The 25381-nt window shown below is 69.1% G+C and carries 22 protein-coding genes; 16 read left to right on the top strand and 6 right to left on the bottom strand.

The window, feature by feature from the left end:
- The first annotated feature begins 22 nt into the window (after nt 1–22).
- From H6927_05405 to H6927_05390, 4 genes are all read left to right on the top strand, one after another.
- Nucleotides 23–1243 carry an ABC transporter substrate-binding protein gene (locus tag H6927_05405; protein ID MCP5217531.1) on the top strand — a complete coding sequence of 407 codons (1221 nt, stop codon included), beginning with the start codon at nt 23–25 and terminating at the stop codon, nt 1241–1243.
- Between the two features lie 51 nt (nt 1244–1294).
- Nucleotides 1295–2173, top strand: a complete 879-nt coding sequence (locus tag H6927_05400; GenBank protein MCP5217530.1) for a branched-chain amino acid ABC transporter permease — start codon at nt 1295–1297, stop codon at nt 2171–2173.
- Nucleotides 2174–2177: 4 nt separating this feature from the next.
- On the top strand, nt 2178–3158 hold the full coding sequence (locus H6927_05395) for a branched-chain amino acid ABC transporter permease (protein MCP5217529.1): 981 nt from the start codon (nt 2178–2180) through the stop codon (nt 3156–3158).
- A gap of 150 nt (nt 3159–3308) precedes the next feature.
- Entirely contained in the window at nt 3309–4502 is a 1194-nt protein-coding gene (locus H6927_05390) for an MFS transporter (protein ID MCP5217528.1), read from the top strand.
- A 183-nt stretch (nt 4503–4685) separates the two neighbouring features.
- On the opposite strand, the gene H6927_05385 is transcribed toward H6927_05390, so the two are convergent.
- Together H6927_05385 and H6927_05380 are read right to left on the bottom strand one after the other, a co-directional pair.
- A complete protein-coding gene (locus H6927_05385; GenBank protein ID MCP5217527.1) occupies nt 4686–5492 on the bottom strand; it encodes a hypothetical protein in 807 nt (268 codons plus the stop codon).
- Between the two features lie 63 nt (nt 5493–5555).
- Nucleotides 5556–6050, bottom strand: a complete 495-nt coding sequence (locus H6927_05380) for a copper chaperone PCu(A)C (GenBank protein MCP5217526.1) — start codon at nt 6048–6050, stop codon at nt 5556–5558.
- Nucleotides 6051–6136: 86 nt separating this feature from the next.
- Here H6927_05380 and H6927_05375 point away from each other — a divergent pair, with 86 nt between their 5' ends.
- The 10 genes from H6927_05375 (at nt 6137) to H6927_05330 (ending at nt 19929) form a co-directional block, all read left to right on the top strand.
- The gene (locus H6927_05375) at nt 6137–8050 is read left to right on the top strand and encodes a type IV pili methyl-accepting chemotaxis transducer N-terminal domain-containing protein (protein MCP5217525.1); all 1914 of its coding nucleotides are present in this window, start codon (nt 6137–6139) and stop codon (nt 8048–8050) included.
- Nucleotides 8047–8724 (top strand): response regulator, encoded by a 678-nt coding sequence (locus tag H6927_05370; GenBank protein ID MCP5217524.1) that lies wholly within the window; start codon nt 8047–8049, stop codon nt 8722–8724. The genes H6927_05375 and H6927_05370 overlap by 4 nt, the downstream gene beginning before the upstream one ends.
- Nucleotides 8725–8937: 213 nt before the next feature.
- On the top strand, nt 8938–10233 hold the full coding sequence (locus tag H6927_05365; GenBank protein MCP5217523.1) for a NarK/NasA family nitrate transporter: 1296 nt from the start codon (nt 8938–8940) through the stop codon (nt 10231–10233).
- A gap of 19 nt (nt 10234–10252) precedes the next feature.
- A complete protein-coding gene (locus tag H6927_05360; GenBank protein ID MCP5217522.1) occupies nt 10253–11698 on the top strand; it encodes an MFS transporter in 1446 nt (481 codons plus the stop codon).
- A 37-nt stretch (nt 11699–11735) separates the two neighbouring features.
- Nucleotides 11736–15524: a nitrate reductase subunit alpha gene (locus H6927_05355; GenBank protein MCP5217521.1), complete on the top strand. Its 3789-nt coding sequence runs from the start codon at nt 11736–11738 to the stop codon at nt 15522–15524.
- Nucleotides 15525–15542: 18 nt separating this feature from the next.
- Nucleotides 15543–17066 (top strand): nitrate reductase subunit beta, encoded by a 1524-nt coding sequence (narH, locus tag H6927_05350; GenBank protein MCP5217520.1) that lies wholly within the window; start codon nt 15543–15545, stop codon nt 17064–17066.
- 11 nt (nt 17067–17077) lie between these two features.
- Nucleotides 17078–17779, top strand: a complete 702-nt coding sequence (narJ, locus tag H6927_05345) for a nitrate reductase molybdenum cofactor assembly chaperone (GenBank protein ID MCP5217519.1) — start codon at nt 17078–17080, stop codon at nt 17777–17779.
- A complete protein-coding gene (gene narI / locus H6927_05340) occupies nt 17776–18504 on the top strand; it encodes a respiratory nitrate reductase subunit gamma (GenBank protein ID MCP5217518.1) in 729 nt (242 codons plus the stop codon). Before narJ ends, narI begins: the two co-directional genes overlap by 4 nt.
- Nucleotides 18505–18626: 122 nt before the next feature.
- Nucleotides 18627–19469 carry a peptidylprolyl isomerase gene (locus tag H6927_05335; GenBank protein MCP5217517.1) on the top strand — a complete coding sequence of 281 codons (843 nt, stop codon included), beginning with the start codon at nt 18627–18629 and terminating at the stop codon, nt 19467–19469.
- Nucleotides 19470–19506: 37 nt separating this feature from the next.
- Complete coding sequence (locus tag H6927_05330) at nt 19507–19929, top strand: ribonucleotide reductase subunit alpha (GenBank protein ID MCP5217516.1); 423 nt, start codon at nt 19507–19509, stop codon at nt 19927–19929.
- On the opposite strand, the gene H6927_05325 is transcribed toward H6927_05330, so the two are convergent.
- Entirely contained in the window at nt 19923–20732 is an 810-nt protein-coding gene (locus tag H6927_05325; protein MCP5217515.1) for an enoyl-CoA hydratase/isomerase family protein, read from the bottom strand. The genes H6927_05330 and H6927_05325 overlap by 7 nt on opposite strands.
- A 117-nt stretch (nt 20733–20849) precedes the next feature.
- Between H6927_05325 and H6927_05320 the strand changes: the two genes are divergently transcribed.
- Nucleotides 20850–21443, top strand: coding sequence for a MarC family protein (locus H6927_05320; protein ID MCP5217514.1), 594 nt, complete (start codon nt 20850–20852; stop codon nt 21441–21443).
- Between the two features lie 9 nt (nt 21444–21452).
- Here H6927_05320 and H6927_05315 read toward each other — a convergent pair whose 3' ends face one another.
- Nucleotides 21453–22424 carry a tripartite tricarboxylate transporter substrate binding protein gene (locus tag H6927_05315; protein MCP5217513.1) on the bottom strand — a complete coding sequence of 324 codons (972 nt, stop codon included), beginning with the start codon at nt 22422–22424 and terminating at the stop codon, nt 21453–21455.
- Between the two features lie 88 nt (nt 22425–22512).
- Entirely contained in the window at nt 22513–23538 is a 1026-nt protein-coding gene (locus H6927_05310) for a fumarylacetoacetate hydrolase family protein (GenBank protein MCP5217512.1), read from the bottom strand.
- A 150-nt stretch (nt 23539–23688) separates the two neighbouring features.
- Here H6927_05310 and H6927_05305 point away from each other — a divergent pair, with 150 nt between their 5' ends.
- Nucleotides 23689–23970 (top strand): DUF3567 domain-containing protein, encoded by a 282-nt coding sequence (locus H6927_05305; GenBank protein MCP5217511.1) that lies wholly within the window; start codon nt 23689–23691, stop codon nt 23968–23970.
- 51 nt (nt 23971–24021) lie between these two features.
- Here the strand turns inward: H6927_05305 and H6927_05300 are convergent, their stop codons facing one another.
- Entirely contained in the window at nt 24022–25122 is a 1101-nt protein-coding gene (locus H6927_05300; GenBank protein MCP5217510.1) for an AbrB family transcriptional regulator, read from the bottom strand.
- Nucleotides 25123–25381 lie beyond the last annotated feature (259 nt).

Raw genomic sequence — 25381 nt, 5'->3', positions numbered from 1 at the left:
GTTTTTTTGAGAGGAAGCAACCATGAAACGCAAACTGTTGTGCTCGTTGATCGCCGGACTGGGACTCGTGGTCGGAGGCACGGCGCAGGCCGCGATTTCGGGTGGCGTGGTCAAGGTGGGTGTCCTCAGCGACATGTCCGGCCCCTACGCCGACCTGTCGGGTCCCGGTTCGGTGGTCGCCGCCAAGATGGCGGTCGAAGACTATCTCAAGCAAACCGGCTCCAAGCTGAAGGTCGAGATCGTCTCGGCCGACCACCAGAACAAGCCCGATGTGGGCTCCAGCATCGCCCGCAAGTGGATCGACTCCGAAGGCGTGGACATGATCCTGGACGTGCCCACGTCCTCGGTGGCGCTGGCCGTCAACCAGGTGGTCAAGGAAAAGAACAAGGTCATGGTGAACTCCACGGGCGGCACGTCCGACCTGACCGGCAAGGCCTGCACGCCCAACACCGTGCACTGGACCTACGACACCTGGATGCTGGCGCACGGCACCGGCAGCGCGGTGGTGAAGGCGGGGGGCGACAGCTGGTTCTTCCTGACGGCTGACTACGCCTTCGGCCACGCCCTCGAAAAAGACACCTCGGAGGTCATCAAGGCGGCCGGCGGCAAGGTGCTGGGCAGCGTCAAGGTGCCTCTGGGCACGACCGACTTCTCGTCCTTCCTGCTGCAGGCGCAAAGCTCCAAGGCCAAGGTCATCGGCCTGGCCAACGCCGGCGCCGACACCATCAACTCGATCAAGCAGGCCTCCGAATTCGGCATCGTCAAGGGCGGCCAGAAGATGGCGGGCCTGCTGGTGTTCCTGAGCGACATCCACGGCCTGGGCCTGCAGACGGCGCAAGGCCTGCAACTGACCGAAACCTTCTACTGGGACATGAACGACGGCACGCGCGCCTGGTCCAAGCGCTTTGGCGCCCTGCACGGCGGCAAGATGCCGACCATGGTGCAGGCGGGGGTGTACGCCGGTCTCCTGCACTACCTGAAGGCGGTCGACGCCATTCAGGAGGACAGCGATGGCGCCAAGGTGGTGGCCGAGATGAAGAAGCTGCCCACCGACGACCCGCTGTTCGGCAAGGGCACGATCCGCGTCGACGGCCGCAAGATCCACCCGGCCTACCTGTTCGAGGTCAAGAAGCCGAGCGAGTCCAAGTATCCGTGGGACTACTACAAGCTGATTCAGACCATTCCGGCCGACCAGGCCTTCCGTCCGCTCAACGAAGGCGGCTGCCCGCTGGTCAAGTCCTGACCGGCCCCCGGACGGCCGGGCCCGCACCGCACGACATGAAGGTTTTCGCGCATGTTTGACATCCCGATCCAGGCCCTGATGGGGCAGCTTCTCATCGGCCTGATCAATGGCTCCTTCTACGCCTTGCTGTCGCTGGGCCTGGCCGTCATCTTCGGCCTGCTCAACATCATCAACTTCGCGCACGGCGCGTTCTACATGATGGGCGCCTTCGGCGCCTACCTGCTGCTGAGCAAGCTGGGGCTGAACTACTGGTGGTCGCTCATCGTGGCGCCGGTGGTGGTCGGCGCCATCGGCGTGGTGCTGGAGCGCACCATGCTCAAGCGCCTGTACCAGCTCGACCACCTCTACGGCCTGCTGCTGACCTTCGGCCTGGCCCTCGTCATCCAGGGGCTGTTCCGCAACGAGTACGGCTCCTCCGGCCTGCCCTATGCCATTCCCTCGCAGCTGCAGGGCGGGCAGAGCCTGGGCTTCATGTTCCTGCCCAACTACCGCGCCTGGGTCATCGTGGCCTCGCTGGTGGTGTGCCTGGCCACCTGGTTCGTCATCGAGCACACGCGGCTGGGCGGCTACCTGCGCGCGGCCACCGAGAACCCGCAGCTGGTGCAGGCCTTCGGCATCAACGTGCCGCGCATGGTCACGCTGACCTTCGGCTTCGGCGTGGCGCTGGCCGCGCTGGCCGGCGTCATGGCCGCGCCCATCTACCAGGTCAGCCCGCTGATGGGCGAGCAGATCATCATCGTCGTGTTCGCCGTGGTGGTGATCGGCGGCATGGGCTCGATCATGGGCGCCATCGTCACCGGCTTCGGCCTGGGCCTGGTCGAGGGCCTGACCAAGGTGTTCTATCCCGAGGCTTCGACCACCGCCATCTTCATCATCATGACCATCGTGCTGCTGGTTCGCCCGGCCGGCCTGTTTGGCGCCCAGAAGTAAGCCCATGAGCACTGCTGCAACCTCCTCCTCCGGACCCCAGACCACGCCGCCGCACGACTCGAGGCGCACGCACGCCCTGGTGTTCGCCATCATGGCGCTCATCCTGGTCGGCGCCCCGCTGGTGGGCGTGTACCCGGTGTTCATGATGAAGGTGATGTGCTTTGCCCTGTTCGCCTGCGCCTTCAACCTGCTGCTGGGCTTCGGCGGGCTGCTGTCCTTCGGCCACGCCATGTTCCTGGGCGGCGCCGGCTATGCCGCGGCCCATGCCGCCAAGGTGTGGGGCTTCACGCCCGAGCTGGCCATTGCCTTCGCCACCCTGTGCACCACCGCCCTGGGCTGGGTGACGGGCCTGCTGGCCATCCGCCGCCAGGGCATCTACTTCGCCATGATCACGCTGGCGCTGGCGCAGATGGTGTTCTTCTTCTCGCTGCAGGCGCCCTTCACCCATGGCGAGGACGGCATCCAGGCGGTGCCTCGCGGCCACCTGTTCGGCCTGATCGACCTGTCCCAGACCTTCGCCATGTACGGCTTCGTGCTGGTGATCTTCCTGGCCGGTTTCGCGCTGATCTACCGCATCGTCCACTCGCCCTTCGGCCAGGTGCTGCAGGCCATCCGCGAGAACGAGCCGCGCGCCATCTCGCTGGGCTACGACGCCGACAAATTCAAGCACCGCGCCTTCGTGCTGTCGGCCGCGCTGGCCGGCCTGGCCGGCGCCACCAAGGCCATCGTGTTCCAGCTGGCCTCGCTCACCGACGTGCACTGGGGCATGTCGGGCGAGGTGGTGCTGATGACGCTGCTGGGCGGCATGGGCACCATCTTCGGGCCCGTGGTGGGCGCCGCCACCATCGTGACCATGCAGAACTACCTGGCCGAGCTGGGCTCCTGGGTGACGGTGGTGCAGGGTGCCATCTTCGTGGTCTGCGTGCTGCTGTTTCGCCGCGGCATCGTGGGCGAGATCGGCAACCTGCTCAAGAAGTCGCTCTGATTGCCGTGAAGGGGGCGGGCCGTGTCCACGCGCCCTCGGCACTGGCACGGGGTTGCCGGTCACCAGCACCCAGTCATACTATTCATTTGATAGCTTGCCGCGCTTGTCTGACGCGGGCGATCGGGCTATTTCGTTCTGAATTCCCCTAGCATGACGCGCCCCGCGCTGTCCCCCCGCCAGCTGGTGGCCGGCCTGTCGGTGGCGCAGCTGATCAGCTGGGGCAGCGTGTTCTACGGCTTCGCGCTGTTCATGGAGCCGGTCGAACGCAGCCTGGGGCTGGACCGCGCGCAGTCCTCGCTGGCCTTCAGCCTCGCGCTGCTGGCCGAGGGGCTGGCGGCCTACGCCATCGGCCGCTGGATCGACCGCGGCCACGAGCGCGCGGTGATGGCCGGCGGCTCGCTGCTGCTGGGGCTGGGCCTGCTGGCGCAGGGCATGGCCAGCTCGCTGGCGGGTTTTTACGCCGCCTGGCTGACCCTGGGCCTGGGCATGGCGGCCACGCTGTACACGCCGGTGTTCGCCGTGGTCACGCGGCGCTTTCCGGGCGACTATCGGCGCGCCATCATCACCCTCACCTTTCTGGGCGGGCTGGCCAGCACCGTGTTCATCCCCCTGACCGACGCGCTGATCCGCACCCTGGGCTGGCGCGCGGCCTCGGGCGTGCTGGCGGCCATCAACCTGGGCGTGGCCCTGCCGCTGCACCTGGCCCTGCTGCGCGGCGCGCCGCCGCGGCCGGCTTTGGTGCACGCCGCGCCCACGGCCCCGCTGGCCGCGCACCTGCGCAGCCCCGTGTTCTGGCGGCTGGGCGCCTTCATCGTGCTGGCGATGGCCGTGACCGCCGCCGTGCCCCCGCACCTGGTCAGCCTGCTGCGCGAAAGCGGCCTGCCCCCCGCCTGGGCCATCGCCGTGCCCGCCAGCATCGGCGCGCTGCAGGTGCTGGGCCGGCTGCTGCTGTACTGGGGCGACCGGCGGCTGGACGTGCACGCCACCAACCGCTGGGCGCCGCTGGGGGTGCCGCTGGCCCTGCTCGTACTGCTGCTCGGCTTCGGCCACGTCGGGGCCACCCTGGTGTTCGCGCTGCTGTTCGGCATCGGCAACGGCATGCTGACCATCGTCAAGGGCACGGTGATGGCGCAGTACGTGAGCGCCGCGCACGTGGGCGCGCTCAACGGTGCGCTGGGCCTGCCGCTGGCCCTGGCGCGCGCCGCCGCGCCGCTGGCCGTCGGCCTGCTGTGGTCGCCCGTGCACGGCTACGCGCCGGGCGTGCTGATGCTGGCGCTGCTGGCCGCCACCGGCGTGGTGCTGCTGTGGCGGGCGCAGGCGCTGCACGCCACGCACCCGAGCTGACCGCCGCACGGGCGGGCGGGCTCAGAAGCTGTGAATGAATCGCGAGTGCCCGAAAGGATCGCCCAAACGCGTCCGATCAAGGCGCAAAGCGCAGACGTAGCTCGGGCTACGGCGAGCATTTGCAACGCCGAGCGGGCGGGTTTTGGCGATCAAGGCGGGCATGAGGGGTTCGTTCACAGCTTCTCAGCTCTTGTCGGGCGGCGTGGGCAACAGCCAGCCGGGCAGGCTGCGGGCACGCGGGGCGGGCGCCTTGGCGGCGGACTTCTTGGCGGGTGTCTTGCGCGCGGCCTTCTTGCGCTTGGCCGTCGCAGCCTTCCTGGCCGCCGCCGGGGGCTTGGACGCATCGGCGGGCGCGCCGGCCGGCGCCAGGTCGGTCGGCTCGGCCGCCGGCATGGCGCGCGCCGCCTCGCGCAGGGTCTGCGTGGCGATTTGCTGAAACTGCTGCGTCAGCGCGCCCCACCACTGGAGCGGATCGGTCCCGCCGGCGCTGGCTGGCGCGGCGGCCAAGGGCTTGGCGGCGGCCGGGCGGCGCGGCGCCTTGGCTGGGGCGGCCGCCTTGGGTTCGTCGGGCTCGGCGGGCTCAGGCGCGGGAGCCGCCGCGGCGGCTCCCGCGCCCTTGTCCGGATAGGGCCAGCCGCTGCCGCCCTCGGGCATCGGTGCCGGAGCCGGCGGCGCGGCGGACGGCATGGTGAAGGCCTGCGCCACTTCGGCCATGCTCAGGTTCATGCCCCGCAGCGTAAGCAGGGTCATCTTCTGCACTTCCAGCGCCTGCACGGTGGCCTTGAGCGCCAGCAGGTTCTGCTCCAGCCAGAACTGCACCGTCTTCAATTCGGCGATGCGCTGCTCCAGCTCCTCGACGTTGACCGTGGGCGCCACCCAGTGGCCCAGGCCCGTGGCCGCCGCCCCCCCGGCGTTGCCGGCGGTCAGCTGCTGCAAAAACTCGAACCCCGGGATCAGCTTGCCGAAGGCAAACGGTGCCTGCTCGCTCATGCTCTCGCTCCTCGCGCGGGCCCAGCCCCGCGTGGGCGCAGCTTAGCGCAGGCGCGGCCCAAGTCAACGCCCGTGCGCGGGGCCGTGACCCATGCCCTGCCCCATGGCGCCGCCGTTGAGCGCACGCACCGTCACCTGCACGTCCAGCGCGGTCGTCGCGCCCTTGGCGTCGCGCAGCTGCAGCGTCAGGGGCAGCGTGGTGCCCGCCGCCAACGGCGCCTTCAAATCGAGCAGCATGACGTGCAAGCCGCCCGGCTTGAGCGTCACCGCCTGGCCGGGCGGCAGGGCCAGCGAGGCCAGCGGGCGCATGCGCATGACGTTGCCGTCCATGGCCATCTCGTGCAGCTCGGCCGTGGCCGTCGGCGAGGACACGCCCACCAGCGTCGCGCCCTGCGGCGCCATCAGGGTCATGAAGGCCCCGGTGGCGCCCTGGCCGGGCACGGTGGCGCGCGCCCACGCATCCTGCACCTGCACCACCGGCTGCGCCCACGCGGCGCTGGCCGCCACGGCGCTGGCCAGCGCCACCATCAGCCGCCGTCTCGAAAACAATCCCAACATGCTTGCACCTCGCAACATCGATGGCCGATTATGCCGATCGATCCTGCGCAACCGACGCAGCCCCCGGCCATGGCTAAACTGCCGCCATGCGCAAGCAATTCACGCTGTCGACCAAGCTGCTGGCCATGGGCTTGGGGGCGCTGCTGGTGGCCCTGACCGCCATCGGCTTCACGCTGTGGGTGACCTGGCAGCTCGAAGGCGGCGCCGCCGCCGTCAACGAGGCCGGCCGGCTGCGCATGAACTTTCTGCGCATGGAGCTGGCGCAGCAGAACGAGACGCCCCATGCGCTGGCCCAGCTGGAGCAGCGCTTCGACGAGGGGCTGGAGCTGCTGCGCACGGGCGACCCGGCACGCCCCCTGTTCGTGCCCTGGAACGACGAAACGCGTGCGCAATACGAACACATCCGCGCCGAGTGGCAGGCCATGCAGCAGCAGTGGGGCAAGGCTCCGCCGGCGGCAAGCACCGCCGCCGCCGTGGCGCGCGGCGACGCCTTCGTCGGCGAGATCGACAACTTCGTGCAGGCCATCGAGCAGCGCATCATGCGCTGGACGGCGATCCTGCACCTGTTCCACCTGTTCCTGGTGGCCCTGGCCATCGGCTCGGCCGTGGCTTTCGTGGCGCTGAGCTATCTGCTGGTGCTCAACCCCGTGACGCAGCTGCAGCAGGCGCTGGCGCGCGTGCGCCAGGGCGACCTGGGCACGCGCCTGGAGGTGCAGTCCAACGACGAGTTCGGCCAGCTGGCGGCCGGCTTCAACCTGATGGCCCATGCGCTGCAGGGCTCGCGCGAGGACCTGGAGCGCAAGGTGCGCGAGAAGACCGCCAGCATCGCGGTGCAGAACCAGCGCCTGTCCGCGCTGTACGCGGTGAGCGCGCTGGCGGCCGAGGCCAACCACCTGGAGGTGCTGGCCCAGGGCTTCGTGCAGCAGATCCGCGGCGTCTCCGGCAGCGACGCGGCCGCGCTGCGCTGGTCGGACGAGGCCAACCAGCGCTACGTGCTGCTGGCCGCCGACGGCCTGCCGCAGTCCCTGGCCGAGCAGGAGCATTGCCTGAACACCGGCGCCTGCGAGTGCGGCCAGGCGCGGGCGCAGGCGCAGATGCGCGTGATCCCGATCGCGCCGGCCGGACGGCTGAAGCTGCCGCACTGCCGCGAGGCGGGCTACGAGACCATCGTCAGCATCCCCGTGCAACTGCACCAGCGGCTGCTGGGCGAGGTGACGCTGTTCTACCGCACGACGCTGGATCTGTCGCCGGACATGCGCGAACTGCTGTCCACCATGGCGCGGCACCTGGCCAGCTCGATGGAGGGGCTGCGCGCCACGGCGCTGGAGCGCGAGGCCGCCGTGGCCGAGGAGCGCAGCCTGATCGCGCGCGAGCTGCACGACTCCATTGCCCAGTCGCTGGCCTTTCTCAAGATCCAGACCCAGCTGCTGCGCGACGCCGTGGCCAAGGGCAACACCGCCGCCCGCGACCGCAGCATGGCCGAGCTGGACGCGGGCGTGCGCGAGTGCTACGCCGACGTGCGCGAGCTGCTGGTGCACTTTCGCACGCGCACGCAGGACGAGGACATCGAGCAGGCACTGCGCGCCACGCTGTCCAAGTTCGAGCACCAGACCGGCCTGGGCACCACGCTGGACATGGCGGGCCAGGGCCTGCCGCTGGCGCCCGACGTGCAGATCCAGGTGCTGCACATCGTGCAGGAGGCGCTGTCCAACGTGCGCAAGCACGCCGGCGCGCGCCACGTGCAGCTGCGCGTGCAGCGCCACCCGGGCTGGCGTTTCGAGGTGCACGACGACGGCAGCGGCTTCGACCCTGAGGCCGTGCCGCCCGACTCGCTGCACGTGGGCCTGGGCATCATGCGCGAACGCGCCCGGCACATCGGCGCCCAGCTGCGGCTGGAATCCAGCCCCGGCGCCGGCACCTGCGTCACCCTGGAGCTGCCCGCCGCCGGCGCCGACGAGCGCGCGCCGGCCTTTCCCACGCCCTTCATCGCCGCCGCATGACCGCCACGCCCATCACCCTGTTCCTGGTCGACGACCACACCCTGCTGCGCCGCGGGCTGGTGGCCCTGCTGTCGCAGTACGACGACCTGCGCGTGGTGGGCGAGGCGGGCGACGCCGCCCAGGCGCTGCACCTGCTGCCGCAGCTGCGCCCCGACGTGATCCTGCTGGACAACCACCTGCCCGGCGTGCGCGGCGTAGACGCCATCGCCGGGCTGCGCGAGGCCGCGGGGGGCAGCCGCGTGATCATGCTCACCGTCAGCGAGGACGGCGCGGACCTGGCCACCGCGCTGCGCCACGGCGCCCAGGGCTATCTGCTCAAGACCATCGACGGCGACCTGCTGGCGCAGGCCATCCGCCGCGCCGCCCGCGGCGAGCCGGTGGTCAGCCCCGAGATGATGGGCAAGCTGGTGGCGGCCTTCCAGTCGCAAGGCGCGCCCGAGCCCGGGCCGCAGCAGCCCGCGCCCGAGGAAGACGCGGCGCCGCAGCTGTCGCCGCGCGAGCAGGAGGTGCTGCGCGAGATCGCCCGCGGCGCCAGCAACAAAGAGATTGCGCGCACGCTGGATATCGCCGAGACCACGGTGAAGATCCACGTGCAGCACATCCTGCGCAAGCTGGGCCTCAGCTCGCGCGTGCAGGCGGCGGTCTACGCCTCGGACCGGCAACGCATCGAATAGGGTTGCTTCTTTTTTGATAGCTTTTCGGGCAATGTCGATGCGGGCCAGATCCGGATTTCATCAAAACCCCAGGCGCTGCCCCTAGTTCTTTGGAAGTAGGCGCCTGCCGGGTGCCATCGTTCTTCTGCACCCGCCCATGCCTTCCACGGAGGTATGGGAAAACCCTGAGTGCTGCGCGAACATCCATGCCATCCCTCAAGAAAGGACGACAGCATGGCATCCGCGTCGCTTCCCGCGGCACAAGATTCGCGCCGCAACCGGCAGGCCTGGTCGGTGCTCATCGTGAGCACCCTGGCCTTCACCGTCTGCTTCATGGTCTGGATGATGTTCGGCGTCATCGGCATCCCGATCAAGAAGATGCTGAACCTGAACGCCACCGAGTTCGGCCTGCTGACGGCCATGCCCGTGCTGGCGGGCTCGCTGATCCGCGTGCCGCTGGGCATCTGGACCGACAAGTACGGCGGGCGCATCGTGATGACCGTGCTGATGGCCGTCACCGTGCCGGCCATCTGGGTGATGGGCTACGCCACGCAGTACTGGCACTTCCTGGTCATCGGCCTGTTCGTGGGCCTGGCCGGCGGCTCGTTCTCGGTGGGCACGCCCTATGTGGCGCGCTGGTTTCCCAAGAACCGCAAGGGCATGGCCATGGGCGTGTACGGCGCGGGCAACTCGGGCGCGGCCGTCAACAAGTTCGTCGCGCCCGTCATCCTGGTGGCCTTCGGCTGGGCCGCGGTGCCGCACGTCTACGCGGCCATCATGCTGGGCACGCTGGTGCTGTTCTGGCTGTTCAGCTACAGCGACCCGACGCACCTGGTGCCCAGCAACGTCACCTTCACCGAGCAGCTCAAGGCGCTGAAGGACCCCAAGGTGCTCAAGTACTGCCAGTACTACAGCATCGTGTTCGGCGGCTACGTGGCGCTGAGCCTGTGGATGGTGCAGTACTACGTGGGCGAGTACGGCCTGGACATCCGCGTGGCGGCGCTGCTGGCCGCGTGCTTCTCGCTGCCGGGCGGCGTGCTGCGCGCCATCGGCGGCGTGCTGTCGGACAAGTACGGCGCGCACAGCGTCACCTGGTGGGTGATGTGGGTGTGCTGGATCTGCCTGTTCCTGCTGTCCTACCCGCAGACCGACTTCACCGTCACCACCGTCAACGGCCCCAGCACCTTCCACATCGGCCTGAACGTCTACCTGTTCACCGCCATCATGGCCGTGCTGGGCATCGCCATGGCCTTCGGCAAGGCCAGCGTGTTCAAGTACATCGGCGACGACTACCCCGACAACATCGGCGCCATCAGCGGCATCGTGGGCCTGGCCGGCGGCATGGGCGGCTTCGTGCTGCCGATCATGTTCGGCGCGCTGATGGACCTGACCGGCATCCGCTCCAGCGCCTTCATGCTGATGTACGGCGTGGTCTGGGTGTCGCTGATCTGGATGTACTTCACCGAGGTGCGCCGCACCGACCTGATGACCCCCCAGGGCGCGCACGCCGCGGTGCCCGCCACCCGTTGATCCCACCGGAGATCCCATCATGTCCCCCAACGCCGTTTCGCAAGGCAGCGCCCAGAAAGGCCGGCTGCTCACGCTCTGGACCCCGGAAGACAAGTCCTTCTGGGAGCGCGAGGGCGAGGCCGTCGCCAAGCTCAACCTGTGGATCTCGGTGCCCGCGCTGTTCCTGGCCTTCGCCATCTGGCAGGTCTGGAGCGTGGTCGCCGTCAACCTGCCGGCGCTGGGCTTCAAGTACTCCACCAACCAGCTGTTCTGGCTGGCGGCGGCGCCCGCGCTGTCGGGCGCCACGCTGCGCATCTTCTATTCCTTCATGATCCCGGTGTTCGGCGGGCGGCGCTGGACGGCGCTGTCCACCGCCTCGCTGCTGATCCCGGCCATCGGCATCGGCATGGCGGTGCAGGACAACACCACCGGCTACCCCACCATGCTGGTGCTGGCGCTGCTGTGCGGCCTGGGCGGGGGCAACTTCAGCTCCAGCATGGCCAACATCAGCTTCTTCTTTCCCAAGGAGCGCAAGGGCTCGGCCCTGGGCGTCAACGCCGGCCTGGGCAACCTGGGCGTGTCGGTGGTGCAGTTCCTCAGCCCGCTGGTGATCACGCTGGGCATCTTCGGCGTCTTCGGCGGCGACTCCCAGGTCATCCTGAGAAACGGCGAGCCCCAGCACGTCTGGGCGCAGAACGCCGCCTTCATCTGGGTGCCATGGATCGCCATTGCCTCCATCGCCGCCTGGTTCGGCATGAACGACATCGCCGACGCCAAGGCCAGCTTCGCCGCACAGGCCGCCATCTTCCGCGCCAAGCACAACTGGATCATGTGCTGGCTGTACCTGGGCACCTTCGGCTCCTTCATCGGCTTTGCCGCCGGCTTTCCGCTGCTGATGAAGGCGCTGTTTCCCGGCATCAACCCGCTGGCCTACGCCTGGCTGGGACCCCTGGTGGGCGCGCTCACGCGGCCCTTCGGCGGCTGGCTGGCCGACAAGATCGGCGGCGGCGTGGTCACCTTCTGGAACTTCGTCGTCATGGCGCTGGCCGTGCTGGGCGTGCTGTACTTCCTTCCCAAGGGCCTGAGCGCCTACGCCCTGCCCTTCGGGCCGGCCGAGGGCAGCTTCGCCGGCTTCTTCGTGATGTTCCTCATTCTGTTTTGCACCACCGGCATCGGCAACGGCTCGACTTTCCGCATGATCCCGGTGATCTTCCTCAACCAGAAGCTGCACGCGCTGCGCGGCAACGACGAAGCGGCGCGCGTGCAGGCCATCAAGGAAGGCAACACCGAAGGCGCCGCCGCCGTCGGCTTTGCCGGCGCCCTGGGCGCCTACGGGGGCTTTTTCATTCCCAAGAGCTACGGCAGCTCCATCACCGCCACCGGCGGCCCCGAGCTGGCGCTGTGGATCTTTACGGTTTTCTACGCATTGTGCGTACTCATCACATGGTGGTATTACGCACGCAAGAACGCCGAGATGCCCTGCTGACCGCGCCTCGACAACGATTTCCTAGGAGCAACCCCCGATGAGTCACTTCCTCGACCGCCTCTCGTATTTCGCGCAGCCACGCGAAACCTTCTCACAGGGCCATGGCCAGACCAACGGCGAAGACCGCACCTGGGAAGACGCCTACCGCGACCGCTGGGCGCACGACAAGATCGTGCGCTCCACCCACGGCGTGAACTGCACCGGCTCGTGCTCGTGGAAGATCTACGTCAAGGGCGGCATCGTCACCTGGGAAACCCAACAGACCGACTACCCGCGCACGCGGCCCGACCTGCCCAACCACGAGCCGCGCGGCTGCGCGCGCGGTGCCAGCTACAGCTGGTACCTGTACAGCGCCAACCGCGTCAAGTACCCGCTGGTGCGCGGGCGCCTGCTCAAGCATTGGCGGGCCGCGCTGGCCGTGGCCAAGAGCCCGGTGGACGCCTGGGCCGCCATCGTCGAGAACCAGGACGCGCGCCGCGAATGGCAAAAGCAGCGCGGCCTGGGCGGCTTCGTGCGCAGCAGCTGGGACGAGGTCAACCAGCTGATCGCCGCGGCCAACGTCTACACCATCAAGCAGCACGGGCCGGACCGCATCATCGGCTTCTCGCCGATCCCGGCCATGTCCATGATTTCGTACGCCGCCGGCAGCCGCTATCTGAATTTGATCGGCGGCGTGCCGATGAGCTTCTACGACTGGTACTGCGACCTGCCGCCGTCCAGCCCGCAGGTGTGGGGCGAGCAGACCGACGTGCCCGAGAGCGCCGACTGGTACAACTCCAACTTCATCATCGCCTGGGGCTCCAACGTGCCGCAGACGCGCACGCCGGACGCGCACTTCTTCACCGAGGTGCGCTACAAGGGCGCCAAGATCGTCTCCGTCACGCCCGACTACTCCGAGGTCGCCAAGCTGGCCGACCTGTGGCTGCACCCCAAGCAGGGCACCGACGCGGCCGTGGCCATGGCCATGGGCCACGTGATCCTGAAAGAGTTTTACTTCGACAAGCGCTCGGCCTACTTCGACGACTACGCGCGCCGCTACACCGACCTGCCGCTGCTGGTGGTGCTGAAAGAGAAACAGCTGCCCGACGGCCGCAGCGCCATGGTGCCCGACCGCTACGTGCGCGCCAGCGACTTCGCCGGCCAGCTCGGCCAGGCCAACCACCCCGACTGGAAGACCGTCGCCTACGACGTGGATGGCAAGGTGGCGCTGCCCAACGGCTCCATCGGCTTTCGCTGGGGCAAGGAAGGCCGCCCCGACCAGGGCCTGTGGAACCTGGAATCCAAGGAAGCCCAGGGCGGCAGCGACGTCAAGCTCAAGCTTTCGGTGCTGGAGGACGGCGCCCAGGCGCACGAGGTGGCCGACGTGGCCTTCCCCTACTTCGGCGGCATCGACACGCCGAACTTCCACGCCAACGACCAGGGCGGCGACGTGCTGGTGCGCCGCGTGCCCGTCACCCACCTCGATCTGAACGGCGAGGGCGCGCAGGGCCGCGTGGCCGTGGCCACGGTGTTCGACCTGCAGGTGGCCAGCTACGGCGTGCCGCGCGGCCTGCCCGGCGAGCCGCAGGACGGCGGCTACGACGCCAACACCCCCTACACCCCGGCCTGGCAGGAGCGCATCACCGGCGTGCCGCGCGACCAGGTGATCGCCGTGGCGCGCCAGTTCGCCGACAACGCCGACAAGACCCAGGGCCGCTCCATGGTCATCATCGGCGCGGCCATGAACCACTGGTACCACTGCGACATGAACTACCGCGGCATCATCAACATGCTGATGATGTGCGGCTGCATCGGCCAGTCGGGTGGCGGCTGGTCGCACTACGTGGGCCAGGAAAAGCTGCGCCCGCAGACCGGCTGGACGGCGCTGGCCTTTGCGCTCGACTGGATCCGCCCGCCGCGCCAGCAGAACAGCACCAGCTTCTTCTACGCCCACACCGACCAGTGGCGCTACGAGAAGCTGGGTGTCGAGGAAGTGCTCTCGCCGCTGGCCGACAAGAAGGCTTATCAAGGCTCGATGATCGACTTCAACGTGCGCTCCGAGCGCATGGGCTGGCTGCCCAGCGCGCCGCAGCTGCAGACCAACCCGCTGCAGGTGGTGAAGGACGCGCAGGCCAAGGGCATGGACCCCAAGGACTACGTGGTGCAGTCGCTCAAGAACGGCGCGCTCACCCTGAGCTGCGAGGACCCGGACAACCCGCTGAACTGGCCGCGCAACATGTTCGTGTGGCGCTCCAACCTGCTGGGCAGCTCGGGCAAGGGGCACGAATACTTCCTCAAGCACCTGCTGGGCACCAGCAACGGCGTGCAGGGCAAGGACCTGGGCCCGCAGGATGCCAAGCCGCAGGAGGTGAAGTGGCACGCCAACGCGCCCGAAGGCAAGCTGGACCTGCTGGTCACGCTGGACTTCCGCATGAGCACCACCTGCCTGTACTCCGACATCGTGCTGCCCACCGCCACCTGGTACGAGAAGAACGACCTCAACACCAGCGACATGCACCCCTTCATCCACCCGCTGTCGGCGGCGGTGGACCCGGCCTGGCAGTCGCGCAGCGACTGGGAGATCTACAAGGGCTTCGCCAAGGCCTTCAGCGAGGTCTGCGAAGGCCACCTGGGCGTCGAGAAAGAGGTGGTGCTCACCCCCATCATGCACGACACCCCCGCCGAGCTGGCCCAGCCCTACGGCGTCAAGGACTGGAAGAGCGGCGAGATCAACCTGATCCCCGGCGTGAGCGCGCCGCAGGTCACCGTGGTGGAGCGCGACTACCCCAACACCTACAAGCGCTTCACGGCCCTGGGGCCGTTGATGGACAAGGTAGGCAACGGCGGCAAGGGCATCGCCTGGAACACCGAGACCGAGGTGGCGCAGCTGGGCGACCTGAACGGCCGCGTGCGCGAGGAAGGCGCCACGCAGGGCCGCCCGCGCATCGTCAGCGACATCGACGCTACCGAGACGGTGATGATGCTGGCGCCCGAGACCAACGGCCACGTGGCCTGCAAGGCCTGGGAGGCGCTGGGCAAGCAGACCGGGCGCGAGCACGTGCACCTGGCGCTGCACCGCGAGGACGAGAAGATCCGCTTTCGCGACATCCAGGCGCAGCCGCGCAAGATCATCTCCTCGCCCACCTGGAGCGGGCTGGAAAGCGAGAAGGTCAGCTACAACGCCGGCTACACCAACGTGCATGAGCTGATCCCATGGCGCACCCTCACCGGGCGCCAGCAGTTCTACCAGGACCACCCCTGGATGCGCGACTTCGGCGAGGGCTTCGTGAGCTACCGCCCGCCGGTGCACCTGAAGGCGCTGCACGAAGTCGAGGGCAAAAAGCCCAACGGCAACCCCGAGATTGCACTGAACTTCATCACCCCGCACCAGAAGTGGGGTATCCACAGCACGTACAGCGACAACCTGCACATGCTCACGCTCAACCGCGGCGGCCCGGTGATCTGGCTCAGCGAGGACGACGCCAAGCGCGGCGGCATCGCCGATAACGACTGGGTCGAGCTGTTCAACGCCAACGGCGCCATCGCGGCGCGCGCGGTGGTCAGCCAGCGCGTCAAGCCCGGCATGGTGATGATGTACCACGCGCAGGAGAAGATCATCAACACCCCGGGCTCGGAGATCACGGGCACGCGCGGCGGCATCCACAACTCGGTCACGCGCATCGTGCTCAAGCCCACGCACATGATCGGCGGCTACGCGCAGTACAGCTACGGCTTCAACTACTACGGCACCATCGGCACCAACCGCGACGAGTTCGTGCTGGTGCGCAAGATGCGCCACGTGGACTGGATGGACCAGCCCGTAGACACCGCTACTGCCCATGCCTGAACGAGAAGGAGAGACACGATGAAAATACGCGCGCAAATCGGCATGGTGCTGAACCTGGACAAGTGCATCGGCTGCCACACCTGCTCGGTCACCTGCAAGAACGTCTGGACCAGCCGCCCGGGCGTCGAATACGCCTGGTTCAACAACGTCGAGACCAAGCCCGGCATCGGCTACCCCAAGGAGTGGGAAAACCAGGACAAGTGGAACGGCGGCTGGACGCGCCACGCCGACGGCTCCATCACGCCGCGCCAGGGCGGCAAGTGGAAGCTGCTGATGCGCATCTTCGCCAACCCGAACCTGCCGCAGATCGACGACTACTACGAGCCCTTCACCTTCGACTACGACCATTTGCAGTCGGCGCCCGAGATGAAGGCCGCGCCCACCGCGCGCCCGCGCAGCCTGATCACCGGCCAGCGCATGGAGAAGATCGAATGGGGCCCCAACTGGGAGGAAATCCTGGGCGGTGAATTTTCCAAGCGCAGCAAGGATGTCAACTTCGAGCAGGTCCAGAAGGACATGTACGGCCAGTTCGAAAACACCTTCATGATGTACCTGCCGCGCCTGTGCGAGCACTGCCTGAACCCGGCCTGCGTGGCCTCGTGCCCCTCGGGCTCGATCTACAAGCGCGAGGAAGACGGCATCGTGCTGATCGACCAGGACAAGTGCCGCGGCTGGCGCATGTGCGTGTCGGGCTGCCCGTACAAGAAGATCTACTACAACTGGCAGACCGGCAAGGCCGAAAAATGCCTGTTCTGCTATCCCCGCATCGAGGCCGGCCAGCCTACCGTGTGCTCCGAGACCTGCGTGGGCCGCATCCGCTACCTGGGCGTGCTGCTGTACGACGCCGACCGCATCCAGGAAGCGGCCAGCGTGGAGCGCGACCGCGACCTGTACCAGGCGCAGCTGGACATCTTCCTCGACCCGCACGACCCCGAGGTGATCCGCCAGGCCCGGCTCGACGGCATTGCCGACAACTGGCTCGAGGCCGCCAAGAACAGCCCGGTCTACAAAATGGCCGTGGACTGGAAGGTGGCCCTGCCGCTGCACCCCGAATACCGCACCCTGCCCATGGTCTGGTACGTGCCGCCGCTGTCGCCCATCACCTCGGCGGCCAACGCCGGCCAGCTGGGCATCAACGGCGAGATCCCCGACGTGTCGCAACTGCGCATCCCCGTGCAGTACCTGGCCAACCTGCTCACCGCCGGCGACACCGGCCCGGTGGTGCGCGCGCTCGAGCGCATGCTGGCCATGCGCGCCTACCAGCGCGGCGTGCACGTGGACAAGGTGCAGAACATGGCGGTGCTGCAGCAGGTCGGCCTGACGGCGCATGACGTGCAGGACATGTACCAGGTGATGGCGATCGCCAACTACGAGGACCGCTTCGTGATCCCGTCCACCCACCGCGAATACGCCGAGAACGCCTTCGACGTGCGCGGCGGCTGCGGCTTCTCGTTCGGCAACGGCTGCTCCGACGGCGCCACGCCCATCAGCATCTTCGGCAGCAAGAAGAAGCGCACCATCCCCGTCAAGGCCGTGGTCTGAGGAGCTCGCCCATGTTCAACAAACCTCCCGAGAGCATGCGCCTGACGCTGCGCGCGCTGGCGCGCCTGCTGGCCTACCCCGACGCCGAATTGCGCGCACAGCTGCCGGCGCTGATCGACGCCCTGCAGGCCGAGCAGACCTTGCCCGCGGCCCGCGTGGCCGAGCTGCAGGCCCTGGCGCAGCAGCTCGGCGCGATGGACCCGTACGAGGCCGAGGAGCGCTACGTCGAAACCTTCGACCGCGGCCGCCGCACCTCGCTGCACCTGTTCGAGCACATCCACGGCGACTCGCGCGAGCGCGGCCCGGCGCTGATCGATTTGACGCAGACCTACGAGAAAGCCGGCCTGCGCCTGGACACGACCGAGCTGCCCGACCACCTGGGCGTGGTGCTGGAGTTCGCCTCCACCCAGCCGCCCGCGGTGGCGCGCGAGTTTCTGGCCGAGATGGCGCATGTGCTGGGCGCCCTGTTCAGCGCGCTGCAGGCCAAGGACAGCCCCTACGCCAGCGTGGTCGCCGCCGTGCTCGAGGCCGCCGGCGAAAAAGCCCAGGCCGTGGCCATCGCGCCCGAGCCCGAACTGGACGAAGCCTGGGCCGAACCCGAGGCCTTCGACGGCTGCGCCACGCGCGGGCAGAACCGCCCCGGCCAGCCCCAAACCGTTCATTTCGTGCGCAAGGCACGTTCCGCCTCTTCTTCCCAAGGAGTCTCGCCATGAGCGCCTGGATCGACCACTTCCTGTTCGGCCTGTACCCCTACATCTGCCTGGCCGTGTTCTTCATCGGCAGCTGGGTGCGCTTCGACCGCGACCAGTACACCTGGAAGAGCGACTCCTCGCAGCTGCTGCGCACCGGCAGCCTGCGCTGGGCCAGCAACCTGTTCCACATCGGCGTGCTGTTCCTGTTCTTCGGCCACTTCGTCGGCATGCTGACGCCGCACGCGGTGTACGAGCCCTTCATCAGCGCCGGCCACAAGCAGGTGCTGGCCATGGTCTCGGGCGGCATCGCCGGCCTGCTGGGCTTCATCGGCGTCACGCTGCTGCTGCACCGCCGCCTGTCGGACGCGCGCATCCGCGCCACCAGCAAGACCAGCGACATCGCCCTGCTGTGGATCTTCTGGGTGCAGCTGGCGCTGGGCCTGGCCACCATCCCGCTGTCGGGCCAGCACCTGGACGGCTCGGTCATGATCCGTCTGGCCGAATGGGGCCAGCGCATCGTCACCTTCCGCGCCGACGCCGTCGACATGCTGGCCGGCATCAGCCCGGTCTTCAAGGCCCACCTGTTCCTGGGCATGACGGTGTTCCTGATCTTCCCGTTCACCCGCCTGGTCCACATCTGGAGCGGCTTCGGCACGCTGGCCTACATCCTGCGCCCCTACCAGCTGGTGCGCGCCCGCCGCCTGAACCTGCCAGCGGGACACAACCAGCCGCGCCGTTCGCTCTGAAAACAATAGCTTCTTGCGCTTGATGCAAGCCGGCCAGAGCCCGATTTGACCTGAAACCCCCGCAATGGCGGGGGATACAGCCACCACCGGGCCGCCCCGCCACCCTTTCCAGGACCACCGCCATGACCACCTCCACCTGCGGATCGCCCACCTGCGGCTGCGGCGGCAGCGACAGCGCCGCCCCCGCCGTGGACACCCCCATCGTCCCGATCGCGCGCATCAACGGCGTGGCGCTGCACGCGCCCGGCGAGCAGCTGCCGGCCGATCTGCTGCGCCAGCGCGCCTGCACCGAGCTGCTGCGCCAGCAGGCGCAGCAGGAGGGCCTGCTGTCGCCGGACGACACGCCCGGCCTGGACGGTGCCACCAGCGAGGCCGCCACGCAGGCCATCGAGCAACTGCTGGAGCGCGCGCTGCAGGTGCCCGAACCCACCGAAGAGGCCTGCCGCCGCTACCACGCCGCCCACCCCACGCTGGGCGGCGAAGGCGAACGCCTGCGCCTGCGCCACGTGCTGTTTGCCGTCACCCCGGGCGTCGACGTGAAGCTGCTGCGCCAGCGCGCCGAGGCCGTGCTGCTGGACCTGCGCTGCGCCGACGATGGCGGCGCGCGCTTTGCCGAGGCCGCGCGCCAATGGTCCAACTGCCCCAGCGGCCAGCAGGGTGGCGAGCTGGGCTGGCTGAGCCAGGCCGACTGCGCGCCCGAATTTGCCCGCGACATCTTCGGCAAGGCCGAGGTCGGCGTGCTCTCGCGCCTGGTGCACAGCCGCTTCGGCTTGCACGTGGTGGAGGTGTGCGAGCGCCAGCCCGGCCAGGTGCTGCCGTTCGAAGACGTGCAGGCCTCGGCGGCGCTGCTGCTGCGCCAGCAGACCTGGGTCAACGCCCTGCGCCAGTACCTGCAGCTGCTGGCGGGCGCGGCCGAGGTCGAGGGCGTGCAACTGGACGCCGCCGACACGCCGCTGGTGCAATAAGCGGGCGCTCTGGCGACCGCATGATCCTGGAAAACCAATGGGCCTGAACACCGAAATCACCTGTTTCGACGACCTGCTGCGCGCCGCGCACGAACGCCGCGAGCGCCTGCTGCTGGTGTTCGCCGGCGCCGAACTGCCTGCGGACGCCACACCCGAGCAGCGCGCGCGCTTTGCCCAGGGCGAGGGCGGCGCGCTGGTGCCGCTGATGTGCGTGGACAAGCCGCCCGAGGAGCTGGCCTCCTTCGACGCGCTGCGGCGCGAATCGCAGCAGTTCGAAAATCCGCAGCAACCCTGGCGCCTGGTGTTTGCCGCCGCGCTGGCCGGCACGCCGGGCCAAACGCCGTCGGAGGGCGACATCGACCGCGCGCTGCAGCGCATGGTCGACGCCGTCAAGGCCGGCACCTTCGGCGCCTACCTGCCCTTCAACCGCGACGGCGTGCCCGTGCAACTGGGTCAATAGCGGGGCGCGCGCCGCTCGCGCAGGCTGGCCACGCCCTCGTGCACGTCGGGGCCGCCAAAGCCCATGAACTCCAGCGCCAGCGAGGTGTCGAAGCTGGGCCCCGCCTGGCGGTACCAGTTGTTGAGCGAGTACTTGGTCCAGCGGATGGCGCTCTGGCTGCCGGCGGCCAGCTTGTCGGCCACTTCGTAGGCCTTGGCCAGCAGCTGGTCGTCGTCCACCGCCAGCGACACCAGGCCGATGCGCTCGGCCTCCTCGCCGCTGACGGCCTCGCACAGCATCAGGTGGTACTTGGCCTTGGCCATGCCGCACAGCAGCGGCCAGCAGATGGCGGCGTGGTCGCCCGCGGCCACGCCCAGGCGGGTGTGGCCATCGACGATCCGGGCGCTTTTGGCGGCAATCGACACGTCGGCCAGCAGGCCGGCCACCAGCCCCGCGCCCACGGCCGGGCCGTGCATGGCGCTGACGATGGGCTTTTCGCAGTTGATGACGTTGTAGACCAGGTCGCGCGCTTCCTTCCACACGCGCGAGCGCACGGCGAAGTCGCTGGCCATGTCCTGCACCAGGGCCAGGTCGCCCCCACCGGAGAAGCCCATGCCCTCGCCGCGCAGCACGGCCACGCGCACGCTGTCGTCGCGGTCGATGTCGCGCCAGATCTCGCTCAGCTCCCAGTGGCCGTCGTGGCCGGCGGTGGGCAGCTTGCCGTTGGCGGCCTTCATCTGCAGGTCGATCACGCAGCCGCCGTCGCCCCGGCGCGTGATGTGGAAGGTCTGGTAGCGGCTGTAGTCGATGGCGGGAGCGGTCATGGTTGCGGCCTTTCGCTTGGCTGGGTGGATGGGATCGGTCGACCCCGATCGTAGCGGCGCCGGCCGCCCGCGCATTGCACAATGCCGGCCAGCGCCGCCCTTCCTGGCGCCCCCGCCATGACCTACAGCTTCGTCTCGGCCACCATCCTGCTGCTGCTGATCACCGATCCGCTGGGCAACATCCCGATCTTCGCCAGCGCGCTGAAGGTGGTGCCCGCCGCGCGCCGCCCGCGCGTGATCCTGCGCGAGGTGCTGATCGCCTTCGGGCTGCTGCTGGCCTTCATGTTCGTGGGCGACGCCTTCCTGCGCGTGATGAACCTGTCGCAGCTGGCGCTGCAGCTGGCCGGCGCGGTGGTGCTGTTTCTGATCGCGCTGCGCATGGTGTTTCCGCCGCCGCCCGGCCCCGACGAGGAAAGCGCGGCCGAGCCCCTGATCGTGCCGCTGGCCGTGCCGGCCCTGGCCGGCCCCTCGGCGCTGGCCACCGTGCTGCTGCTGGTCAGCCAGGCACCCGAGCGGCGCTGGGAATGGGTGGCCGCCCTGAGCGTGACCATGGCCGTGTGCGCGCTGGTGCTGGTGCTGGCCGAGCGCATCCAGCGCTGGGTGGGCCCGCGCGTGCTGCAGGCCTTCGAGCGCTTGATGGGCCTGATTTTGGTAGCGGTGGCGGTCGAGATGCTGCTGCGCGGGCTCAAGTCGCTCGCGCCGCAGCTCTGACGGCCGCCGTCAATCGAGCTTGACGCCCGCCGACTTGATGACGGGGCCCCAGCGCTTGGCCTCGGCGCGCGCCATGTCGAAGAACTGCTGCGGCGTGCCGGGTTGGGCCTCCATGCCGTAGTCGTGCATGCGCTGGACGACGGCCGGCGCCTTCAGCGCGGCGTTGATGGCGCCGTTGAGCTTGGCCACCACGTCGGCCGGCATGCCGGCCGGGCCCAGCAGGCCCTGGAAGGCGTAGACCTCGCTGTCCTTCACACCGCTTTCGGCCAGCGTGGGCAGGTTGGGCAGTTGCGGCACGCGCTGGGCCGAGCCGATGGCCAGCGCGCGCACCTTGCCGCTGGTGATGGTGGGCAGGCCCGCGGGCAGGTCGAGGAACATGCAGTCGACCTGCCCGCTCATCACGTCCTGCATGGCCGGCGCCGCGCCGCGGTAGGGGATGTGGGTGATGAAGGTGCCGGTGCGGTTCTTGAACAGCTCCATCGCCAGGTGGTGCGGCGAGCCATTGCCCGGCGAGGCGTAGTTGACCTTGCCCGGATGGGCGCGCAGGTAGGCCAGGAACTCCTTCAGCGTCTGCGCCGGAAACTTGGGCGTGACCACCAGCGCCAGCGGAAAGCGGCCGAACGCGCCGATGTAGCTGAAGCTCTTGGCCGGGTTGAATGGCAATTTGGAAAACAGGTATTCGTTGTAGGCCAGGATGGCGTTGTCGGCCGACATGACGGTGTAGCCGTCGGGCTTGGCCGTGGCCACCAGCTCGCCGGCGATGTTGGTCGAGGCGCCGGGGCGGTTGTCCACCACGATCACCTGCTGGTTCAGCGCCGGCCGCATGGCCTCGGAGATCACGCGCGCCAGCGCGTCGGTGCCGCCGCCGGCCGGATAGGGCACCACCCAGCGAATCTGCTGTGTGGGCCAGCCGCCCTGCGCGCGCGCCCAGGGCGCGGCCAGCGCGGCGGGGGCCAGTGAGATGAAGTGTCGGCGTTGCATCGAAAGTCTCCTGTGAATGGTTTGTTCTGGCAATCGAAGGCCATCCAGCGCGCCAGCCACACGCCTTGCGTGGGTGCCTTGCGCTGGATCAACCGGGTGGCGAGTTTAGGGCCAAAGGCGCCACCCGCTGGTCGATGGCGCCAAACACCAGTTGGCCGTCACGGCTTTTCATCTCGATGCGCACGCGGTCGCCAAAGCGCATGTACTCGGTCTTGGGCGCACCGTCCAGCAGGGTCTCCATGGCGCGCTTTTCGGCGATGCAGCCGTAGCCCTTGGGCCATTCGCGGCGGCCGTTCCTGTCCACCCCCGGGTTGCTGACGGTGCCGCTGCCGACGATGCTGCCCGCGCGCAGGCGGCGCGTGCGCGCGGCGTGGGCGATGAGCTGGCCGAAGTGAAAGCGCATGTCGGGCCCGGCCTCGCACAGGCCCACCTTGCGGCCGTTCCAGCTGGTCTGCAGGGCCAGGTGCACGCGCCCGCCCTGCCAGGCCTCGCCCAGCTCGTCGGGCGTGACGGCCACCGGGCTGAAGGCGGTGGCGGGCTTGCCCTGCACCAGGCCCAGGCGGGTCTCGACCTCGCCGGCGATCAGGTGACGCAGGCTGACGTCGTTGGCCAGCATCAGCAGGCGAATGGCGTCCAGCCCCTGCTCGGCCGTGGCGGCCATGGGCACGTCGGCGGTGACGACGGCCAGCTCGGCCTCGAAGTCGATGCCCATGGCCTCGTCGGGCACCACGATGTCGTCGCAGGGGCCCAGAAAGTCGTCGCTACCGCCCTGGTACATCAGCGGCTCGGTGTAGAAGCGCTCGGGCACGTCGTCGCGGCCGGCGGCACGCACCAGCTCGACGTGGTTGAGGTAGGCCGAGCCGTCCAGCCACTGGTAGGCACGCGGCAGCGGCGCCATGCACTGGGCGGGGTCGAAGGCGAAGGGGTGGCGCGCGCGGCTGTGGTTGAGCGCGTCGGACAGGTCCTGCAACTGGGGCGCGATGAAGTTCCAGTCGTCCAGCGCCTGCTGCAGGCGGCTGGCGATGCCGGTGGTGTAGTGCGCCGTGCCCAGGTCGCGCGAGACCACCACCAGTTGCCCGTCGCGCGAGCCGTCCTTGTACGTTGCCAGTTTCATGGGCAGCGAGTGTAGGGGCTGCGGCCGGGGGGCAAAGGCGACGCTGAACAAGCCCCAAAACCCTGTCGGCCTTGAAAGCCGCTCGTTCGTTCTCATCTGCATGGGGCACACTGGTGTGCGTCCATGACCTGAAAGGCCCTCGCAAACCTCATGAACACGCTCTACGACTCCGACAGCTTCGTGGTGGTGCATCTGCTGCCCGACGAGCCCGCGCGCGCCGACGACGACGCGGGCGAGCCCACGCTGGCACGCCACGGCTTCGAGATCGTGGACAAGCGCTCGGGCAAGGAGGTGTACCTGGACGGCCTGTGGGCCGAGCTGTTCCAGCGCCGCATCACCGAGTGGCAGCAGAACACCCCCACGCAGGAAGAGGTGGAAGACACGCTGGAGGGCTACGCCGAGCTGGCGCAAAACCCGGTCGTCCTGCACTGATCCGATCCCGCACACCCAGCCCAGGGGCCCCGAGCGGCCCCTTTTTTCGTTTCATGACGCGGCGCGCCGCCAGCGCCGCCGCTCCAGCCAGCCAAACAGGGGCTCGGCCAGCAGCAGCACGGCCACCAGCCGGCACACCTGAAAGGCGGTCACCACCGCCACGCCCAGTTGCAGCACCTGCGCCGTGATCGCCATCTCGGCGATGCCGCCGGGCGCGGTGGCCAGCATCAGCGTCACCGGGTGCAGGCCGGTGAGCCCGGCCAGCAGCCCGGCAAAGCCGGCGCACAGCGCGATCATGCCCAGCGTGCCGACGGCAGCGGCCAGCAGCCAGCGCGGCGCGGTGCGCAAGAACGGGCGCGAAAAGCGCACGCCCAGGCTGACGCCGATCACCAGCTGCGCGGCGTTGGTCAGCACCTTGGGCACGGCCGACGCATGCACGTCGGCCATGGTCAGGGCCATGGTCACCAGCAGGGGGCCGATGAACCACGGGTTGGCGCGGCGCGTGCGGCTCATCAGCCAGGCGCCGGCGCCGGTGGCCAGGCCCAGCCACAGCAGGCCCGGCCATTCGGCGGCGGCGCGGCCGGGCGGCGTGGCGTCCAGCACCGGCAGCTGCCAGTGCTGGCGCGCCCACTGCATGGCAAAGGGCAGCACCAACACCACCACCGTCATGCGCACGCTGTGCGCCGCGGCCACCAGGTCGGCGCGGGCGCCGGCGCGCTCAGCCAGCAGCGTCATCTCCGACGCGCCGCCGACCGAGCTGGCGAACCAGGCCGTGGCGCGCCGCTGCGCGGGCGTCAGGCCGGCGCCGGCCGCGCCCAGCGCCCGCTGCATCCAACCGCCGAACAGCGCGCCCAGGCCCAGCGCAAACAGCACGGCCAGCGCCACCGCCCACCACAGGCCCAGCACCAGCGCCGTCACCTGCGGCGTGAAGTACAGGCCCAGCGCCGCGCCGATGACCCACTGCCCGGCGTTGCGCAGCGCGATGCTGCTGGCGGCCGGCCAGCCGGCCATGCGGGCCGCCGCCGTGGCCAGCAGCGGGCCGATCATCCACGGCACCGGCACGCGCGCACGCACGGCCAGCAGCGCGGCCAAGCCGGCCAGCGCCAGCGTCAGCCCGACGCGCAGCCCGCGCGCCGCGTCCCCGTGGTTCATCCCCGCCATCAACTTAGGGCCTGCTCACGCCATGAGAGAGGATCGCGTTGCCTCGCCAAGGGGCTGGATGCAAGGCGCCCGTGCGCTGGCCAAGGCTTGCGCCTTGCAAGCGCGGGCAACGCCGCAGACGGCCCCTTGGCGAGGCAACCCGAAGGGAAGCTCATGACAGCCCGCCCCTCGGCGTTGCGCTTCTTGTGCGTGCCGACGCACGCACGGCGGCGCGCGCCTTGATGGGCAGGCTGTCATGAGCTTCGCGACC

The sequence above is a fragment of the Burkholderiaceae bacterium genome (assembly GCA_024235995.1).
Taxonomy (GTDB): domain Bacteria; phylum Pseudomonadota; class Gammaproteobacteria; order Burkholderiales; family Burkholderiaceae_C; genus Ottowia.
Note: the sequence above shows the minus strand (reverse complement) of the source record. Positions and strands in the feature narration are given on the sequence as shown.

Excerpts from the sequence above, each read along its gene's own strand:
- H6927_05390 (MCP5217528.1), top strand. The coding sequence starts at position 3,309 with ATGACGCGCCCCGCGCTGTCCCCCCGCCAGCTGGTGGCCGGCCTGTCG.
- H6927_05355 (MCP5217521.1), top strand. The coding sequence starts at position 11,736 with ATGAGTCACTTCCTCGACCGCCTCTCGTATTTCGCGCAGCCACGCGAA.
- H6927_05300 (MCP5217510.1), bottom strand. The coding sequence starts at position 25,122 with ATGAACCACGGGGACGCGGCGCGCGGGCTGCGCGTCGGGCTGACGCTG.
- H6927_05335 (MCP5217517.1), top strand. The coding sequence starts at position 18,627 with ATGACCACCTCCACCTGCGGATCGCCCACCTGCGGCTGCGGCGGCAGC.
- H6927_05405 (MCP5217531.1), top strand. The coding sequence starts at position 23 with ATGAAACGCAAACTGTTGTGCTCGTTGATCGCCGGACTGGGACTCGTG.
- narI (MCP5217518.1), top strand. The coding sequence starts at position 17,776 with ATGAGCGCCTGGATCGACCACTTCCTGTTCGGCCTGTACCCCTACATC.
- H6927_05385 (MCP5217527.1), bottom strand. The coding sequence starts at position 5,492 with ATGAGCGAGCAGGCACCGTTTGCCTTCGGCAAGCTGATCCCGGGGTTC.
- H6927_05395 (MCP5217529.1), top strand. The coding sequence starts at position 2,178 with ATGAGCACTGCTGCAACCTCCTCCTCCGGACCCCAGACCACGCCGCCG.
- H6927_05400 (MCP5217530.1), top strand. The coding sequence starts at position 1,295 with ATGTTTGACATCCCGATCCAGGCCCTGATGGGGCAGCTTCTCATCGGC.
- H6927_05370 (MCP5217524.1), top strand. The coding sequence starts at position 8,047 with ATGACCGCCACGCCCATCACCCTGTTCCTGGTCGACGACCACACCCTG.
- H6927_05375 (MCP5217525.1), top strand. The coding sequence starts at position 6,137 with ATGCGCAAGCAATTCACGCTGTCGACCAAGCTGCTGGCCATGGGCTTG.
- H6927_05315 (MCP5217513.1), bottom strand. The coding sequence starts at position 22,424 with ATGCAACGCCGACACTTCATCTCACTGGCCCCCGCCGCGCTGGCCGCG.
- H6927_05325 (MCP5217515.1), bottom strand. The coding sequence starts at position 20,732 with ATGACCGCTCCCGCCATCGACTACAGCCGCTACCAGACCTTCCACATC.
- narJ (MCP5217519.1), top strand. The coding sequence starts at position 17,078 with ATGTTCAACAAACCTCCCGAGAGCATGCGCCTGACGCTGCGCGCGCTG.
- H6927_05380 (MCP5217526.1), bottom strand. The coding sequence starts at position 6,050 with ATGTTGGGATTGTTTTCGAGACGGCGGCTGATGGTGGCGCTGGCCAGC.
- H6927_05305 (MCP5217511.1), top strand. The coding sequence starts at position 23,689 with ATGAACACGCTCTACGACTCCGACAGCTTCGTGGTGGTGCATCTGCTG.
- H6927_05365 (MCP5217523.1), top strand. The coding sequence starts at position 8,938 with ATGGCATCCGCGTCGCTTCCCGCGGCACAAGATTCGCGCCGCAACCGG.
- narH (MCP5217520.1), top strand. The coding sequence starts at position 15,543 with ATGAAAATACGCGCGCAAATCGGCATGGTGCTGAACCTGGACAAGTGC.
- H6927_05330 (MCP5217516.1), top strand. The coding sequence starts at position 19,507 with ATGGGCCTGAACACCGAAATCACCTGTTTCGACGACCTGCTGCGCGCC.
- H6927_05310 (MCP5217512.1), bottom strand. The coding sequence starts at position 23,538 with ATGAAACTGGCAACGTACAAGGACGGCTCGCGCGACGGGCAACTGGTG.
- H6927_05320 (MCP5217514.1), top strand. The coding sequence starts at position 20,850 with ATGACCTACAGCTTCGTCTCGGCCACCATCCTGCTGCTGCTGATCACC.
- H6927_05360 (MCP5217522.1), top strand. The coding sequence starts at position 10,253 with ATGTCCCCCAACGCCGTTTCGCAAGGCAGCGCCCAGAAAGGCCGGCTG.